Here is a 17,303-nt window from a genome sequence, read left to right as displayed (position 1 = left end):
ATGGGACAGATTACGCTACAGCAGGTCACCAAATCCTTCGGCGAGACCCAAGTGATCCCGCCCTTGGACCTGACCATAGAAGATGGCGAGTTCGCCGTGTTCGTCGGCCCCTCGGGCTGCGGCAAGTCCACGCTGCTGCGCCTGATCGCGGGGCTGGAGGATACCACCTCGGGGCAGATCGTCATTGACGGACAGGACGCCACCGAAGTGCCCCCCGCCAAGCGCGGCCTGGCGATGGTGTTCCAAAGCTACGCGCTTTATCCGCATATGTCGGTGCGCAAGAACATCGCCTTCCCGATGAAGATGGCGGGTGTGGATCAGGCGGAACAAGACCGACGGATCGAGCAGGCCGCCGCCGCGCTGAACCTGACCGACTACCTTGAGCGCCGCCCCGGGCAGCTGTCCGGTGGCCAGCGCCAGCGGGTGGCCATTGGCCGCGCGATTGTACGCGAGCCCGCAGCGTTCCTGTTTGACGAGCCGCTGTCCAATCTGGACGCCGCCCTGCGGGTCGGCATGCGCATGGAAATCTCAGAGCTGCACAAGAAGCTGGCGACGACCATGATCTACGTGACCCACGACCAGGTCGAAGCCATGACCATGGCCGACAAAATCGTGGTGCTGCGCGCGGGCCATATCGAGCAGGTCGGCTCGCCGCTGGAGCTGTATCGCGCGCCGCGCAACAAGTTTGTGGCAGGCTTCATCGGCTCGCCCACGATGAACTTCATCGAGGGCGAAGAGGCTGCCAAGCACGGCGCCCACACCATCGGCATCCGACCCGAGCATATTGACGTCGCCGAAGGCGGCACCGGCACCTGGTCGGGTCGTGTGGGCGTGGCCGAGCATCTGGGCTCCGACACGTTCTTCCACATCCACGACACCGGGCTGGCCGACATGTTGACCGTGCGCGCGCCGGGCGAGGTGAGCTTCACCCATGGCGACACGATCCAGCTGACCCCGCGCGCGGACCAATTCCACAAGTTCGGAGCAGACGGGCTGCGCATCGCATGAGACTGGACGGCAAGACCGCGCTGATTACCGGGGCCGCCCGCGGCATCGGGCGCGCTTTTGCCGAAGCGTATATCGCTGAAGGCGCGCGGGTGATGATCGCCGATATCGACATCGTCCGCGCCCGCGAAACCGCCGCCGAAATCGGGGCGGATGCGGTCGAGATGGACGTGACCCGCCAAGAGAGCATCGAGGCGGGCGTCGCCGCTTGCGTCGAGACCTTTGGCGGGATCGACATCCTGATCAACAACGCCGCAGTTTTCACCGCCGCCCCCATCGTCGAGATCACGCGCGAGGATTATGCGCGCGTCTTTGACATCAATGTGGGCGGCACCTTGTTCACACTGCAGGCCGTGGCCCGCCGCATGATCGACCGTGGGGAAGGCGGCAAGATCATCAACATGGCGAGCCAGGCCGGACGGCGGGGGGAGGCCTTGGTCGCGGTCTATTGCGCGACCAAGGCTGCCGTCATCTCGCTGACGCAATCCGCCGGGCTGGACCTGATCAGGCACGGCATCAACGTCAATGCCATTGCCCCCGGCGTCGTCGACGGCGAGCACTGGGACGGGGTTGACGCCTTCTTCGCCAAATACGAAGGCAAGTCCCCGGGCCAGAAGAAGCGCGAGGTCGGCGAGGTCGTGCCCTACGGACGGATGGGCGTGGCCGAGGATCTGACCGGCATGGCGGTCTTCCTTGCCTCCTCGGATGCGGATTATATCGTGGCGCAAACCTACAATGTGGATGGCGGGCAATGGATGAGCTGAAGGAAAACCCCGTAGCCCTGTCGCAGGCAACGCTGAGCGAGCTCAAGGGCGTGGACGTGCCGCGCTACGACCGCGCGGGCCTGACGCCCGGCATTGTGCATATCGGGCTTGGCAACTTCCACCGCGCCCATCAGGCGTGGTATCTGCACCGGCTGATGCAAGAGGGGCTGTGCCACGATTGGGCGATCATCGGCGCGGGCGTGCGCGCGGGTGACGCGGCCCAGCGGGAGCGCTTGCTGGCGCAAGACTGCCTGACGACGCTGATCGAGCTGGACCCGTCGGGCCGCTCCGCCGAGATCTGCGGCGCGATGATCGACTTCCTGCCCGTGGAGCCGGATAACGCCGCGCTGATCGCGCGCATGGCCGAGCCGGACGTCCGCATCGTGTCGCTGACCGTGACCGAGGGCGGCTATTTCATCGATCCCGCCACCGGCGGCTTCGACGCGCAACACGCCGACATCGTGCATGACGCGGCCAATCCTGATGCGCCGCGCACCGCCTTTGGCGCGATGATCGCGGCCCTCGCCCGGCGCCGCGCGGCAGGCCACGGCGCCTTCACCTGCCAAAGCTGCGACAACCTGCAAGGCAATGGCGCGGTGCTGCGCCAGACCATAATCTCGCTTGCCGCCCTGTCGGACCCGGAGCTCGCCGCCTGGATCGAGGCCGAAGCGAGCTTTCCGAACTCCATGGTCGATTGCATCGTTCCCGCCACCGGTCCCGCCGAGATTGCGCTGGCGCGCGGCTTCGGCATCGATGATGCGGCCCCGGTGACCCACGAGAATTTCCGCCAATGGGTCATCGAAGATGATTTTTGCGCGGGACGTCCGGATTGGGACCGCGTCGGCGCGACCTTCTCGGACAGGGTGCATGATTTCGAGATGATGAAGATCCGCATCCTCAACGGGGGCCATCAGGTCATCGCGGGCGCGGGCGATCTTCTGGGGTTGGAGACCATTGCGCAAACCATGGCCCATGACGGCATCCGCGGGCTGCTGCGCAAGGTGGTCCTGGACGAGATCGCGCCGCACGTGGACCCGGTGCCGGGCATGACGCCCGAGGCCTATCTGGACCTGATCGAGCGGCGCTTTGGCAATCCGGAAATCCGCGACACGACACGGCGCGTGGCCTTTGACGGCTCCAGCCGTCAGCCGGGCTTCATCGCGCCGTCGATCCGCAACGGTCTGGCCGCGGAGACGCCCGTCGAGGGGCTGGCATTGGTCTCTGCCCTGTGGGCGCGCTACTGCGCAGGCACGCGCGAGGATGGCAGCGTGATTGAGGCCAATGATCCCAATTGGGAGCTGCTCAATGGCACCGCGAAGGCCGCGCAGAAGACCCCGTCGAGCTGGCTTGCCATGCGGCAGTTCTACGGCGATTTGGCTGACCACGCGCGCTTTGCGGACGCCTTTGTTCATTGGCTGACGGCCATCTATGACGACGGCGTCGAGGCCACGATTGCGGCTTACCTGAAGACCGCCTGAGAAGCTCTTTTTTCAAAACCCCTTGCCGAAACCGGTTTCGGAGCGCAGCATGATTCCCGGGAGGATGTTGCTGCATGTCACTTGCGGGGACCGAAAAGCTGCGCCAGGCGCCGAGGCGGGTCACGATTTCGGACGTGTCCGATGCGCTGGGCCTGACCAAGTCGACCGTGTCGCGCGCGCTCAACGACTACCCCGATATCTCTGACAGCACGCGCCTGCGGGTGCGTCGCATGGCCGACAAAATGGGCTACCGCCCGCTGTCACAGGCGCAGGCGATCCGCACCGGGCTGACCAAGTCGCTGGGCCTTGTGATCCAGCTTGGCGACCACGACGCGCAACGCCCATTCTTGGCGGAATTTCTGGCCGGGCTGTCCAGTGGCGCGAGCGCCGAAGGCTGGACCCTGACCCTGGCCGCGACGGAAAGCCCCGCGCAGACAGAAGAGACGTTCCGCCAAATGATCCGCGACCAGAAGGTCGACGGCTTCGTGCTGCCCCGGACATTGACCCGCGATCCGCGTGTGGCGTTGCTGCGCGCGGCGGGCGTGCCCTTCGTGATGTTCGGGCGCACGGGCAAGGATGCGGGCTGCGCGTGGTTCGACATTCTGGGCGAGGACGCGATGGCGGATGCGGTGACCCGGCTGGCGGCACTTGGGCACCGCCGCATCGGCTTCATCAATGGCGGGATGCAGTACAACTACGCGCCCCTGCGCGAGGCGGGGTTCCGGCGCGGGATGGCAGATGCCGGGCTAGAAATTGATCCGGCGCTGATGCGCGCGGATGCGGTGACGCGGGCGGCAGGTGCGCAGGCGGCGCGCGAGATGCTCGACTTGACGGATCCGCCGACGGCCATCGTTTGCGCCGTGGATATGGCGGCGCTTGGCGTCTACCGCGCGGCGGAAGAGCGGGGCTTGGCGGTCGGCGCGGACCTGTCGGTGATGGCCTATGACGGTTCGCCCGACGGGGCGCATGCGACGCCGCCATTGTCCACTTACGCGGTCGACTACAAGACCGCAGGCCAGCGCCTGAGCGCGCTGCTGATCCGCCGCATCAAGGGCGCGGCCCCCGAAGAGCTGCGCGAGACCGCATTACCGATCCTGATGGATCGCGGGTCGGTCGGACCACCGAGATAACCAATACGAGAAAGTCCAATGGGAGGAACCACATGACTTTGACTTTGAACACGAAACTGCTGATGAGCGCGGCCTGCGCCTTGGCGCTAACCAGTGCGGCCAGCGCCGAGACGCTGCGTTTCTGGACCACCGAAGAGCAGCCCGAGCGTCTCGCCCGCCAAGAGCAGATGGCTGCTGACTTCGCCGCCGCGTCCGGTCACACGGTCGAGGTGATCCCGGTCACGGAAAGCGACCTTGGCACCCGCGCCACCGCGGCCTTTGCCGCAGGCGACCTGCCGGACGTAATCTACCACCCGCTGCAATACGCCCTGCCATGGGCCGAGGCCGGGATCCTTGATACCGACGCAGCGACGGATGTGGTCGAGAACCTGGGCGCGGGCACCTTTGCCTCTGGCGCGCTTGGTATGGCGGCGATCGAGGGCGGCTATGCTTCCGTCCCGGTGGATGGCTGGACCCAGATGCTGGTCTACCGCGCCGACAAGTTCGAAGAGGCGGGGCTGGAGCCGCCCACGTCCTACGCAAATGTTCTGGCCGCGGTCGAGAAGCTGCACAACCCGCCAGAGATGTACGGCTTCGTGGCCGCCACCAAGATCGACGAGAACTTCATGTCTCAGGTGCTGGAGCATGTGTTCCTCGCCAATGGCGTCTCGCCCGTGGGCGCGGATGGCATCCAAGAGCTGGATGAGGCCGCGACGATCGAGGTGCTGGAGTTCTACAAGGCCATCGCGGAAGCCTCGCCTCCGGGTGATTTGTACTGGGATCAGTCCCGTACGCTGTATTTCTCGGGCAATGCGGCGATGATCATCTGGTCGCCCTTCATCCTCGACGAGCTGGCCGGCCTGCGCGACAGCGCCCCACCCACGATCAACGACGATCCGACCTCCAAGGATCTGGCGGCGGCGACCGGCATCGTGACCAACTTCTCTGGTCCGTCGAACCCCGATGGTGCTGCCTGGGGCGACATCCGCTACTTCGGCATCACGTCTGACGCGTCCACCGACGCGGCGATGGAGTTCGTCGAGTTCTCGATGAACGATGGCTACGGCCAGACACTGGCCATCGCGCCCGAGGGCAAGTTCCCCGTACGCCGCGGCACCGCCGACAACCCGACGCAGTTTGCCGATCTGTGGGCGACGCTGGATGTGGGCGTGGACCGGAAAGCGCCTTTGGGTGATCTCTATGCACAAGAGATGATCGACGAGATCGTAGGCGGCCTGGACGTGGCCCAACGCTGGGGCGTCAAGGAAGGCCAGTTGGCTGTGGCGTCAAAGATCATCAACAGCCAGGTGATCAACCGTCTGGTGCGCGAGTTCATCGATGGCGAGCGTGATGCGGCGGCCACCGTAGCCGAGCTGAACAGCGCGATTGCAGGCGTCGAGTAACCGGCGGCTGCACTCCCAGGGGTGGCCCCGTGCGCATGGGGCCGCCCCTCCTACCACTGCATGAATTTTAACGCGGAAGGTCTCGGCGATGTCTGACGCTGTCCCACCCAAAGGAACCGGCCCGCTGGCGCGGCTGGAGGCACGGCTGGCCTGGGGCCTGCTGCTGCCCACGATCACCGCCGTGTCGCTGGTGGTGATCCTTCCGCTGCTCGCGATTTTCTGGATCTCAATCAAGCCGGTGTCGCTGGCCGATCTGCGCGCGCCCGAGGTGGTACTGCGCGAGGACCTGCGCGGCAGCCCGGCGGCGGCGGGCGACGAGGCCACGATCCGCTACCGCTTGCGCAATTCCTCGCAGGATCAGCCGATCATCGGTGTGACCTTTACCGACGAGGTGCCCGAGGGCCTGGAGGTGCTGGAGGTCGATCCGCGCTGCACGCTTGAGGGTCGCGATCTATCCTGCGATCTGGGCGATTGGGAGGGCGGCGCGCGGGAGACGCTGACCTTCCCGGTGACAGTCGGGCAAGCCTTCCTCGACAATGCGTTGCGACCGCAGGACAGCGAAGCAAAGGTCACCGGAAGCGCGTCGAACGTACTGACCAACACCACCTTTACGTGGGACAACTTCGCCCGCGTCTTCGACGGCGACGAGTTCTGGGAGGTGCTGTGGGTCACGCTGTTCTACACCGTCTTCGGCACCGTCGGCGCGCTGCTGTTCGGGCTGTTCGCGGCGCTGCTTTTGAACAAAAGCTTCAAGGGGCAGGGCATACTGCGCGGGCTTTACCTGTTTCCTTATGTCTCGCCCATCATCGCCGTGGCCTTCGCGTGGATCATCCTGTTTGACCCGTTCTCAGGCTCGGCCAATGCGCTGCTGATCCAGATGGGGGTGACAAGCGAGGCGATCAACTTCTTCGGTGAGCGCCCGCTGGCGCTGATCATGGTGACGATCTTCGAGATCTGGCGCTACTTCCCGCTGTCCTTCCTGTTCATCCTCGCGCGGATGCAAAGCATCGACACGGATATGTACGAGGCGGCGGATATGGACGGCGCGTCGCCCTTCCAGCAGTTCTGGGCCCTGTCGGTGCCGCAGCTTTTGGGCATCCTGTCTGTGCTGTTCCTGCTGCGCTTCATTTGGACCTTCAACAAGTTCGACGACATCTTCCTGCTAACGGGCGGCAACGCGGGCACCCGGACCCTGACGGTCAATGTCTACGAGCAGGCCTTCGCGGTCTCCAACATCGGCGCGGGGGCGGCGGTGGCGGTGGTGATCTTCGGCTGCCTGCTGCTCTTCTCGGCCTTCTTCTTCAAGTTCATCAGCCAAGAGGAAGGGCTATGACCGGGGAAACGAAGTTTCACCGCGTGCGGGAAAACGTTTGGCGCAGCCAAATGTGGCCGCACCCGTTTCAGTGGAGCGCAACATGAGCAAGCTACGCTATGGCTTCGTCACCGGCCCTGTCCTGGGGGCATTGTGGATGGTGGTGCTGTCGACCACGGTCGCGGTCGCGATGAGCTTTGCCACAGGCGAGGCGTTCCGCCCGCATATCCTGCTGTCGCTGCTTTGGGGCGCGATTATCGGCTACACGATCTCGCAGCGCTTGGGCGATTTCTGGGGCGAGGTCATGGGCACCGCGTCGCTGGTGATCCTGATCCTGCTTGGGATGGGGCCGCTGGTCGTGGGCGAAGATGCCAGCAGTTTCGCGCGGGTTTTCGCGGCTGTGGCGCTATCGGTCGCCTTCTCCTGGTCGATGCATCTGATCCTCGATGACATGCCCGCCAAGCTTTTGACCCGCCACGAGTTCGAAGCGGCGGTGATCAAGTTCCTGACGGGCTTTGGCTACATCTTCTTTACCGCCATCGTGTTGATCCCGTTCTACGTTATGGTGCTGACCTCGCTGAAAAACCAGTCGGAGCTGATCCAGAACCCGCTCGACTTCTCCATCGAGCTGTCCAAGGGCGCGGAGCTGTTCCGGTCCTATGACGAGCTGTTCACCCAGTTCAACTTCGGCACCTACCTGCTGAACTCGTTTGGCATCTCGGTGCTGACGGTGCTGATCACGCTGCTGTTTGCGGTGCCGGGGGCCTATGCCGTGGCGCGGTTGCGGTTCCAGGGGCGGGCGGCGTTTTCGCGCTCGATCCTGCTGATCTACATGGTGCCAATGATCGTGCTGGCACTGCCGATCTACATCGCCTTTTCGATGACGGGCCTGCGCAACTCGCTGCTGGGGATCATCCTGATCTACCCGGTCACCACGATCCCCGTGGCGCTTTACATGCTGCAGGGCTACTTCCGCGGACTGCCCGCCGAGGTCGAAGAAGCGGGCCTGATGGACGGGCTGTCGCGCCTGATGGTGATCTGGAAGATCACCTTGCCGCTGTCGCTGCCCGCGATTGCCAGCGTGTCGCTTTACGTGTTCATGATCGCCTGGAACGAGTTCCTGCTGGCCTTCATGCTGCTGGATGACCCCAGCAAGTTCACCCTGACGCGGGGCATCGCCTCGCTCAATTCCTCCGAGATACCGCGCCAGCACCTGATGGCGGGCTCCGTGATCGCCACCGTGCCGATCATGGCGCTCTTTTTGGGGCTCGAGCGCTTCATGACGAAAGGGCTGACCGCCGGGTCGGTGAAGGGATGAGTATGGATTTGACCGAAAAGGCCCAAGGCATCCTGCGGGGCAATGATCGCGGCGGCTACACGCTGCCCACCAAGGGGCTCTACCCCTACCAGTGGAACTGGGACAGCGCCTTTGCCGCCTGGGGATTTGCCACCTTCGATGCGGATCGCGGCTGGCAAGAGCTGGAGACGCTGATGTCGGGCCAGTGGGAGGACGGCATGATCCCCCATATCCTGTTCCATCGCCCCGATCCGGGTTACTTCCCGGGGCCCGATGTGTGGCAGGGGCGCGGGCCGATCCCGTCCTCTGGCATCAGCCAGCCGCCGGTGGCGGCGAGCTTCATGGCCAAGATGCTGGCGATGGACCCCACGGGCGAGGCGCGCGCGCGGGCGATGTGGCCCGCGTTGAAGCGCTGGCACCGCTGGTTCATGGACTGGCGGCTGGACCGCGGCGCGGTCTGCGTCACCCATCCGTGGGAGGCGGGCCGGGACAATGCGCCCGACTGGGACGGCGCGATGCGCGCCATCGATGCCGATGATGTGGGCGAATACACCCGCCGCGACACCAGCCATGTGGACCCGGCGATGCGGCCCACGAAATACGATTACGATCGCTATTTGAAGCTGGTGCAGATCGGGGTCTCGGTCGGCTGGGATCACGAGAAGCTGCGCGAGATCAATCCGTTCCGGGTGGCGGACCCGACAATGACCTTTACGCTGCTGCGCGCCCAGCGGGATCTGGCCGCGATGGGCCGCCGCTTTGGCGAGGATGTCAGCGAGATCGAAGAGTGGATCGCCGTGCTGGAGGACGGGGCCGAGACGCTTTGGAACCCGGAGATCGGTGGCTATGACAGCCGTGACGTGCGAGCGGGGCGGTTCAATGGCGTGCTGTCGAATGCGTCGATGCTGTGCTGGTATGCCGGGATCAACGACGCGCGCGCGCTGCCCGCGTTGGAGCGGATGCTGGCGGCGGCGGAGTATGGTCTCGCCAGCTATGACCCGGAGGCCGAAGGGTTCGAGAGCCTGCGCTATTGGCGTGGGCCGACCTGGCCGATCATGAACTACCTCGTGGGGTCCGGTCTGGAAGAGCAGGGGCTCGACGGGCCCGCGGCCCGCATCCGCCGCGACACCGCCCGGCTGATGGAGGCGCACGGCTTCGCCGAATACTACGACCCCCACACGAGCGCGCCTGCGGGGGGCGGCAGCTTCACCTGGACCGCCGCCGTCTGGCTGGGTTGGGCTGGTCACGCGCCGCAACACCAGCAAGGAGCCGCCTGATGCCCTCGCTCACATTGAAAGCCGTCGAAAAGTGGTTCGGCGAGGTGCAGGTCATCAAGGGCGTGGACCTTGAGATCGAGGAGGGCGAGTTCGTCATCTTCGTAGGCCCATCGGGCTGCGGCAAGTCCACGCTGCTGCGCATGATCGCGGGGCTGGAAGAGACGTCGCGCGGCCAAATCCTGATCGGGGATCGTGATGCGACTGCGGAGCCGCCCTCGCGCCGGGGGCTGGCGATGGTGTTTCAAAGCTACGCGCTCTACCCGCATATGTCGGTGCGCGACAATGTGGGCTTCCCGCTAAAATCCGCAGGCCTGCCACCCGCCGAGATCAAGGAGAAGGTCGACGAGGCCGCCCGGGTTCTGAAGCTCGACGCTTATATGGACCGCCGCCCGAAGGATCTGTCAGGCGGGCAGCGCCAGCGGGTGGCCATCGGGCGATCCATCGTGCGAGACCCAACGGCGTTTCTGTTCGACGAGCCTTTGTCGAACCTCGACGCGGCGCTCAGGGTCGAGATGCGCTACGAGATCGCCAAGCTGCACCAGACGCTGGCGGCGACGATGATCTACGTGACCCATGATCAGGTCGAAGCGATGACGCTGGCCGACCGGATCGTGGTGCTGGAATTTGGGCGCATCGCGCAAGTAGGCACACCGCGCGAGCTTTATGAGCGGCCTGCGAACCTGTTCGTGGCGCAGTTCATCGGCTCGCCCAAGATGAACATCCTGCCTGCCGCCCATGTGCGCGGGCTTACGCTGGCGGACGGCACGGTGGATGTCGGCATCCGGCCCGAGCACATCACGCTTGGCATGGACGGCGCGCATGTAGACGGGGTGGTCGATATTCTGGAATATCTGGGCGCGGACACGTTCGTTGTGGTCGATTGCGGCGAGGCGGGCAAGCTGACGGTGCGGGTTGCGGGCGATACCGAGCTGAAGCCGGGGGATGCGGTCGGGCTGATCTTTAACACCACGCGCACCCATGGGTTCGACAGTGCGGGCCTGGCTGTGAGCTAGGGTTTGAGTATTTCTGCCAAAACGAAGCCTATAGAATAGGGAAGGCCGCGCGGATTTCGGCGTCCTGTTCGGGGGTCAGGTAGTCCGGGTGGTGGCTGTCGAGCACAGCGCGGGCCTTGTCGCGGGCGATCTCCCAGATATCCTTCGCGCCGTTCTCGGCCCAGGTGCGGGGCTGCTCGCGGTCGGCGAGCGTCGGGTAGTGATAGTCCCGTTCCATCGCGGCGTAGGTCTGGGCGGTGCCAAGGAAATGGCCCTCGCCCAGCACCGCCTCGCAGATGTTGTCAAAGCCCAGGGTCTCCTCGCTCACCTCGACGCCGCGCAGGGTGCGGTAGATGGCGGAATGCATCTCGTCATCAAGGATGAACGCCTCGAAACTGGCGCCGAGCAGGGACGCGGTCATGCCGGAGCTCTCATAGATCAGATTGCCGCCCGCGAGGCCTGCGGCGAGCGCAGTCAGGCCTTTCTCGACCCCGTATTGCGCGTCGATGGCCTTGGCGTCGGTCATGGACGCGGCGACACCCGATGGCAGGCCCAGCCAGTTGCTGATCTGGGCGGAGGCCGCGTTCATCACCGCGATCTCGCCGCCGCCACCCGCGAAGGCACCGGTGCGCAGGTCGATGACCAGCGGCCAATTGGAAAAGATCATCGGGTGGCCGGGCTTGATCGCGTGGACCATCACGAGGCTTGCGAGGGTTTCCGCCAGAGATTGCGCGAGGAACCCTGCGAGCGTCGCGGGCGCGGTCGCGCCGGATTGCGCGGCGGTGATGCAGGAGACGGGGATGTTGTGGGCGGCGCATTCGTAAAGCACATCGACCGCGTCCTCGCCAAAGCGCATAGGCGAGATGATCGGGCTGATATGGGCCTTCAGGAACGGCCGCGCGGCGAAGCTGCCACCCGCGGCGATGTCGAGCATCTGAACGATGGGGGCGACGTTTTCGGCCAATGTGAAGGAGGTCGCCACCGGCTTGGTCGTGTTGCGGATCAGCGCGTAGGCGGTGTTGACGTCCAGCTGGAACGTGTCTGGCACATCTGTCGCGACGCAGCAGCGGGTGAACCACGAGACGTTGGTCAGCGTGTCTTGCAGCCTTGTGAAGTCGTGCAGGTCCTTCAGCGTCGAGGGGCGGTAGAGCCCGCTGTCGAGGTCAAGGGTTTGCACTGCCGCGCCGCCGGTGCCGAAATGCACGGCGTCGCCACCGACCTCGATCGTGCGGGCGGGGTCGCGGCCATGGAGCGGGAAGCGCTTTGCGGCCTTGTCGATTGCATCCTCGACCAAAGCGTTGGGGAAATACGCCCGGCCGCCCTGCATTTGTGCGCCCACGCGGGTCAAATCCTCGGCCAGTCGGGCGGGCACCTCGCCCAATCCCAGCTCGGCCAGAAGGCGCAGGGCGGTGTCATAGATCGCGCGCAGCTCGGACGGAGTCAGTGGCAGGTACTGCCCGCCAATCTGGCCCGGCGGACACGGGTTTGCGGGCGGCGCGCTGCGTTGCGCCAGCTTGTCTTGCCGTCCACTGCGTCTGCGAGATGCCATGGGGTGAGCAAGGCGCGCAAGGACCGGAAAAGCAACCGAAAATGTGGCCGCTCGGCAAGATGAAAACTCAGATTAAGATTTCCCAAAGCCGCGTTTGCGCGCTTGATTTGCGCGCCGCGCTGGGCTGAAGGTGGCGCGAATTTGCATCGGAGAGTGCCATGAAGACGCGGACCAAAGTTGTGGTGATCGGGGGCGGGATCGCCGGGTGCTCGACGCTGTACCATCTGACCCAGGAAGGGTGGAGCGATGTGATGCTGCTGGAGCGCGACGAGCTGACCTCTGGCACGACATGGCACTCGGCGGCACAGGTCACCAATTTCGGGATGAACCAGACGATGGTGGGGCTGAAGAGCCACTCGATTGCGCTGTATCAGGAATTGCGGGACGACCCGGACTACCCGGTCAGCTACAACCACGGCGATGGCGGCATTCGGCTGGCCAACACCGAAGCCCAGATGGACGGCTACCGCCATTTCGCGTCGATGGCGCGCGGCATGGGCGTGGAGTTCGAGGTGGTCGATGCGCAGGAATGTGCCCGCCGCCACCCGCTGATCTCGACCGATAATCTGGTGGGCGGGCTGTGGGATGGCAATGATGGCGACATTGACCCGGCGAGCCTGTGCCAGGCGCTGGCGCGGCGCGCGCGCAGGGCGGGGGCCGAGGTGCATCGCAACACGCCCGTGACCGCCTTGCGGCAGCTGGAGGACGACACCTGGATCGTCAGCACGCCCAAGGGCGAGATCGCGGCGGATATCGTGGTGAATGCCTGCGGCTACCGCGTCAACGAGGTGGGCGCGATGATGGGGGTGCATCACCCGGTCATGTCGATGGAGCACCAGTATTTCGTCACGGACGAGATGCCGGAGATCGCCGCGGCCGACCACCGGATGCCGCTGCTGCGCTGCCCGATCAGCGACTACTATTGCCGTCAGGAAAAGAACGGGCTGCTGCTGGGCTTCTACGAGCAGGACTGCCGGACCTGGGGGATGGACGGCATCGACCCGCATTTCTCCAACGATCTGTGCCCCGATGATCTGGACCGGGTAACGGATGTGCTGGAGGGCGCGTTCGCCCGGATGCCCGCGCTGATGGAGGCGGGGATCAAGAACGTGGTGAACGGCCCGATCACCTACACGATTGACGGCGCGCCGCTGGTGGGGCCGATCCCGGGCAAGCGCAACGCGTTTTGCATCATTGGCCTGCGCGCGGGCCTGGGCGAGGGTGGTGGGCATGGCTGGCTTCTGGCCCAGCAGATCGTTCATGGCGAGGCGTGCTATGACACCTGGGTGCTCGACCCGCGTCGCTTTGCGGGCCATACGAATGTGGAGCTTTGCGCGCTGAAGGCAATTGAGGATTACCAAAACGAATTCCGCTTCCACTTCCCACACGAGCATCGCCCCGCGGGCCGCCCTGCGAAGACCACGCCTTTGACCCCTGTTTTGGCGGCGGAAGGCGCTGAATTCACCGTGGTGAACGGCTGGGAGCGGGTGGATTACATCCGCCCGTCGGAGGATTTCGAGGAGCCGCATTCCTTCCGCTTCTCGGATGTCGAACAGGTGATCGCGGACGAGGTCCGCGCGGTGCAGAACGGCGTCGGGCTGGCAGAGGTCAACGGTTTCAACCGGATCGAGATGACCGGGACGGATGTGCATGATTTCCTCGACCGCATGTCGTGCTCGCGCATCCCGCGCAAGCCGGGGCGCGTCGGGCTGGCTTACCTGCTCAACCACCACGGCATGGTGAAGGCGGAAGCGACGGTCGCCAACCTGCCCGATGGGCGGGTCTGGTACGGCTCGGCCGCGGCTTCGGAAAGCCATGATATGGATTGGCTACAGGCGCACGTGTGGGACGGCGAGGATGTGCAACTGCGCTCCCTGACCAATGATCAGAACATCCTTGTGCTGGCCGGGCCGAAGTCCCGCGACGTGCTGTCGGCGGTCTCCCGCGCCGACTGGTCGAAAGAGGCGTTCCCGTGGCTTTCGGTGCGCGAGGCCTTCATCGGGATCGCACCCGCGACCGTGATGGCGGTCAGCTTCTCGGGCGAGCTGGCCTATGAGATCCACGTGCCGAATGCGTCGCTCTACGCGGCCTATCTGGCACTGCGACAGGCGGGCGAGGCTAATGGCCTACGCCTGTTCGGCGCGCGGGCGGTGGAAGCGATGCGGATGGAGAAGGGCTACCTGCACTGGAAGGCGGATCTGCTGACCGAGTTCGATCCGTTCGAGACGGGGCTGGACCGGTTCGTGAAGATGGATAAGGGCGATTTCGTCGGCCGCGATGCGCTGGCCGCGCGGCAGGTGGCGCGGAAATTGGTGACCTTGGAGGTCGACGCACAAGACCGCCCCGCTCACCCCGGTGCATCGATCATGGTGGGCGGCGACGTGGTCGGCACGGTGACCTCCGGTGCGTTCGGCCACCGCGTTGGCATGAACCTGGCCTATGCCTTTGTCGCGCCGGAACATGCCGCCCTCGGCTCCAAGTTGGAGGCAGATTTGTTGGGCGATAGGGTGGCAGTGACCGTAATACCGCCCAGCCCCTACGATCCGGGGAACACTCTGCAGCGCGGCTGAACTCTTTTTAGAATTATTCTAAATTAGGGCTTGGATTCACGACCGGCATGGTTATGTCTTTTGAGGACACGCGCCGCCGGGGCGCGCATTTGAGAAGGAGAGCTCCCATGACCCAGACCGCAGCCGCGCTCGACAGCAACTCCCGCGCCGCAATCGTTGATGCGCTGAACCAATCGGTGGCTGAGACCACCGTGACGACGATGCTTGCGCAGAATTTCCACTGGAATGTCAAAGGCATGTCCTTCGGCCCGCTGCACGCATTGTTCCAGGAGGTCTACGAGGATCACTTCACCGCACAGGACGATCTGGCCGAGCGGATCAAGGCATTGAACGGCCATGCGGAGGCGACTTTGGCGGGCATGCTGAAGCGCTCGAAGGTGCAAGAGCACGAAGGCACTGCGACCGACAAGGAAATGCTCGCCGCGATGCTGGAGGCGCAGGAAACGCTTGCCGGCACGCTCGCCAGCGCGGGTGCCTTGGCGGCGGAGCATGAGGACAGCCTGACCGAAGACCTGTGCATCGCCCGCGGCCAGACCCACGAGAAATTCGCGTGGATGATGCGCGCGCATTTGGCGTAATTTCCGCTAAGGCTCCGTCAGCCGAGTGCAAAGAAAATTCTTGCAAAGTGTCTGCGTCACTGCGCGGACCTGAAAGCACGATGGCGCATCTACTGGGGCGCTGTGCGATCAAGTAATTCGTCTACAAGCACGCCACTTCGTTCTGCGAAGCAGGTCCAACTCGATTTTTTTTGGCGAAGATTAACTCACCGCCCCACCGCGTAGGCCTGCATCAATCGGGGCGTGGCGGCGGCGCGGAGGCGGCCGTCGGGCAGGCGCAGGGCGGCGGTGAGGCGTCCGACGGACCACGGCTCGGCCACGTGCACGATGTGGCCGCGCCGTCGCAGCTCGGCAATCGTGGCCTCGCCCACACCGGGCTCGATCATCATCTCGCCGGGGTGCGCGTCGCGTGGGAAGAACGAGCCTTGGAAGTGCATCGAGTGGAACAGCGGCGCGTCCATACCCTCTTGCATCCCAAGCCCGTGATGGACGAAGCGCAGGAACCAGATGAGCTGCCATTGGTCCTGCTGATCGCCGCCGGGTGTGCCGAAAGCGAGCCGCATTCCATCCTTCTCGGCGAGGCTCGGCGTCAGGGTCGTGCGCGGCCTGCGACCGGGCGCAAGCGAGGTTGGCAATCCCTCGTCGAGCCAGAACATCTGGGCGCGGGAGTTCAGCGGAAAGCCAAGGCCCGGGATCACCGGGCTACTTTGCAGCCAGCCGCCCGAGGGCGTGGCCGAGACCATGTTGCCCCAGCGGTCGATCACGTCGAGATGAACGGTGTCGCCGCGCTTCTCGGTCAGATGCGCCATGGTGGGCTCCTGTGCTGCGACGTCTCCCATGCCGAAATCCCGCGCGCTGCGCTCTTTGTAGGCGTGGGCGAGATGCTCGAAACCCGGGACCATGCCCGGGCGCTGCTCGATCGAGGCGTCCCGGGTAATCACGGCCCGCCGCGTGGCGGCGTAGTCCTCCGAGAGCAGGTGTTCGAGCGGCACCTCACTATGGTCGGGGTCGCCGTAATAGGCCTCCCGGTCGGCATAGGCGAGCTTGATCGCTTCGATCACCGTGTGGGTGAACTCCGCGCCTATCGGGTCCATCGCGGCCAAGTCGACCCCCTTGAGGATCATCAGCGCCTGCAAGAGCACCGGGCCCTGGCCCCACGGGCCGGTCTTGTGCAGGGTCCAGCCGTGATACTCGATGCTGACCGGGGGCTCATAGGTGGCGCGCCAATCGGCCATGTCCGCGGGGGCCAGCACCGCTTTGTGATGCGCGCCGGAAGTGTCCCGCGTTGTGGCGTCCGCCAGATACGAGAAGATCGCGTCCGCCACGAACCCCTCGCGCCACGCGGCGCGGGCGGCGTCGATCCGGGCCTCGCGCGTCGCGCCTTCAGAGGCGGCAAGCCTTGCGTAAGTCTCTGCCAGATCTGGGTTTTTGAACAGTGAGTGCGGGGCAGGGGCCTGCCCATCCGGCGTCCAGACGGCGGCCGAGCTGGGCCACTCTTCGGCGAAATAGTCGACCAGCCCCGCGATGATATTCGAGACCCGCGGCAGCACGGGATGGCCGTCGCGGGCGTAGTCGATGGCGGGTTGCATGACCTCTTCCAGCGACATCGTGCCGTGATCGCGCAGCATCAGCATCCAGCCGTCAAAGGCCCCCGGCACCACCGTCGCCAGCAGGCCGGAGCCCGGCACCAGTGTCAGCCCTTGGGCGCGGTAGTGTTCGATCGTGGCGGCCTCAGGTGCGACGCCCTGGGCGCAGAGCACCTGCGTCTCGCCCGTCTCGGCCACGTGGAAAATCGCGGGCATGTCGCCTGCGGGGCCGTTCAGATGCGGCTCGACGACTTGCAGCACCAACCCGCACGCGACCGCCGCGTCAAAGGCGTTTCCGCCGCGCTCCAACATGGCCATGCCGACCTGCGAGGCGATCCAATGGGTCGAGGTGACGACCCCGAACGTGCCGGCAATCTCGGGGCGGGTGGTGAAATCGGACATGG

13 protein-coding genes are annotated in these 17,303 nt (G+C 65.1%); 11 read left to right on the top strand and 2 right to left on the bottom strand.

What is annotated here, in order from left to right; all coding sequences use genetic code 11:
- From C8N43_RS14930 to C8N43_RS14890, 9 genes are all read left to right on the top strand, one after another.
- Positions 1 to 1,008 carry an ABC transporter ATP-binding protein gene (locus C8N43_RS14930; RefSeq protein WP_107846566.1) on the top strand — a complete coding sequence of 336 codons (1,008 nt, stop codon included), beginning with the start codon at positions 1 to 3 and terminating at the stop codon, positions 1,006 to 1,008.
- On the top strand, positions 1,005 to 1,769 hold the full coding sequence (locus C8N43_RS14925) for an L-iditol 2-dehydrogenase (protein ID WP_107846565.1): 765 nt from the start codon (positions 1,005 to 1,007) through the stop codon (positions 1,767 to 1,769). The genes C8N43_RS14930 and C8N43_RS14925 overlap by 4 nt, the downstream gene beginning before the upstream one ends.
- Positions 1,757 to 3,247 (top strand): mannitol dehydrogenase family protein, encoded by a 1,491-nt coding sequence (locus C8N43_RS14920; protein ID WP_107846564.1) that lies wholly within the window; start codon positions 1,757 to 1,759, stop codon positions 3,245 to 3,247. The genes C8N43_RS14925 and C8N43_RS14920 overlap by 13 nt, the downstream gene beginning before the upstream one ends.
- A gap of 74 nt (positions 3,248 to 3,321) precedes the next feature.
- On the top strand, positions 3,322 to 4,377 hold the full coding sequence (locus tag C8N43_RS14915) for a LacI family DNA-binding transcriptional regulator (protein WP_107846563.1): 1,056 nt from the start codon (positions 3,322 to 3,324) through the stop codon (positions 4,375 to 4,377).
- 32 nt (positions 4,378 to 4,409) lie between these two features.
- On the top strand, positions 4,410 to 5,759 hold the full coding sequence (locus tag C8N43_RS14910; protein WP_107846562.1) for an ABC transporter substrate-binding protein: 1,350 nt from the start codon (positions 4,410 to 4,412) through the stop codon (positions 5,757 to 5,759).
- An 88-nt stretch (positions 5,760 to 5,847) separates the two neighbouring features.
- On the top strand, positions 5,848 to 7,092 hold the full coding sequence (locus tag C8N43_RS14905; protein WP_107846561.1) for a carbohydrate ABC transporter permease: 1,245 nt from the start codon (positions 5,848 to 5,850) through the stop codon (positions 7,090 to 7,092).
- Between the two features lie 82 nt (positions 7,093 to 7,174).
- Positions 7,175 to 8,389, top strand: a complete 1,215-nt coding sequence (locus tag C8N43_RS14900; RefSeq protein ID WP_107846560.1) for a carbohydrate ABC transporter permease — start codon at positions 7,175 to 7,177, stop codon at positions 8,387 to 8,389.
- A 2-nt stretch (positions 8,390 to 8,391) separates the two neighbouring features.
- A complete protein-coding gene (locus tag C8N43_RS14895) occupies positions 8,392 to 9,645 on the top strand; it encodes an MGH1-like glycoside hydrolase domain-containing protein (protein WP_107846559.1) in 1,254 nt (417 codons plus the stop codon).
- Positions 9,645 to 10,658: an ABC transporter ATP-binding protein gene (locus tag C8N43_RS14890; protein WP_107846558.1), complete on the top strand. Its 1,014-nt coding sequence runs from the start codon at positions 9,645 to 9,647 to the stop codon at positions 10,656 to 10,658. The genes C8N43_RS14895 and C8N43_RS14890 overlap by 1 nt, the downstream gene beginning before the upstream one ends.
- A gap of 28 nt (positions 10,659 to 10,686) precedes the next feature.
- Here C8N43_RS14890 and C8N43_RS14885 read toward each other — a convergent pair whose 3' ends face one another.
- Complete coding sequence (locus C8N43_RS14885; RefSeq protein ID WP_107846557.1) at positions 10,687 to 12,186, bottom strand: trimethylamine methyltransferase family protein; 1,500 nt, start codon at positions 12,184 to 12,186, stop codon at positions 10,687 to 10,689.
- 158 nt (positions 12,187 to 12,344) lie between these two features.
- Here C8N43_RS14885 and C8N43_RS14880 point away from each other — a divergent pair, with 158 nt between their 5' ends.
- Together C8N43_RS14880 and C8N43_RS14875 are read left to right on the top strand one after the other, a co-directional pair.
- Positions 12,345 to 14,756 (top strand): GcvT family protein, encoded by a 2,412-nt coding sequence (locus C8N43_RS14880; protein WP_107846556.1) that lies wholly within the window; start codon positions 12,345 to 12,347, stop codon positions 14,754 to 14,756.
- A 107-nt stretch (positions 14,757 to 14,863) separates the two neighbouring features.
- Positions 14,864 to 15,334, top strand: a complete 471-nt coding sequence (locus C8N43_RS14875) for a Dps family protein (protein ID WP_107846555.1) — start codon at positions 14,864 to 14,866, stop codon at positions 15,332 to 15,334.
- A gap of 185 nt (positions 15,335 to 15,519) precedes the next feature.
- Here the strand turns inward: C8N43_RS14875 and C8N43_RS14870 are convergent, their stop codons facing one another.
- Positions 15,520 to 17,301: a gamma-glutamyltransferase family protein gene (locus C8N43_RS14870; protein WP_107846554.1), complete on the bottom strand. Its 1,782-nt coding sequence runs from the start codon at positions 17,299 to 17,301 to the stop codon at positions 15,520 to 15,522.
- Positions 17,302 to 17,303: the final 2 nt, after the last annotated feature.

This window comes from Litoreibacter ponti, from assembly GCF_003054285.1.
In the GTDB taxonomy this organism is placed as follows: Bacteria; Pseudomonadota; Alphaproteobacteria; order Rhodobacterales; family Rhodobacteraceae; genus Litoreibacter; species Litoreibacter ponti.
This window is presented reverse-complemented; position numbering and strand designations above follow the sequence as displayed.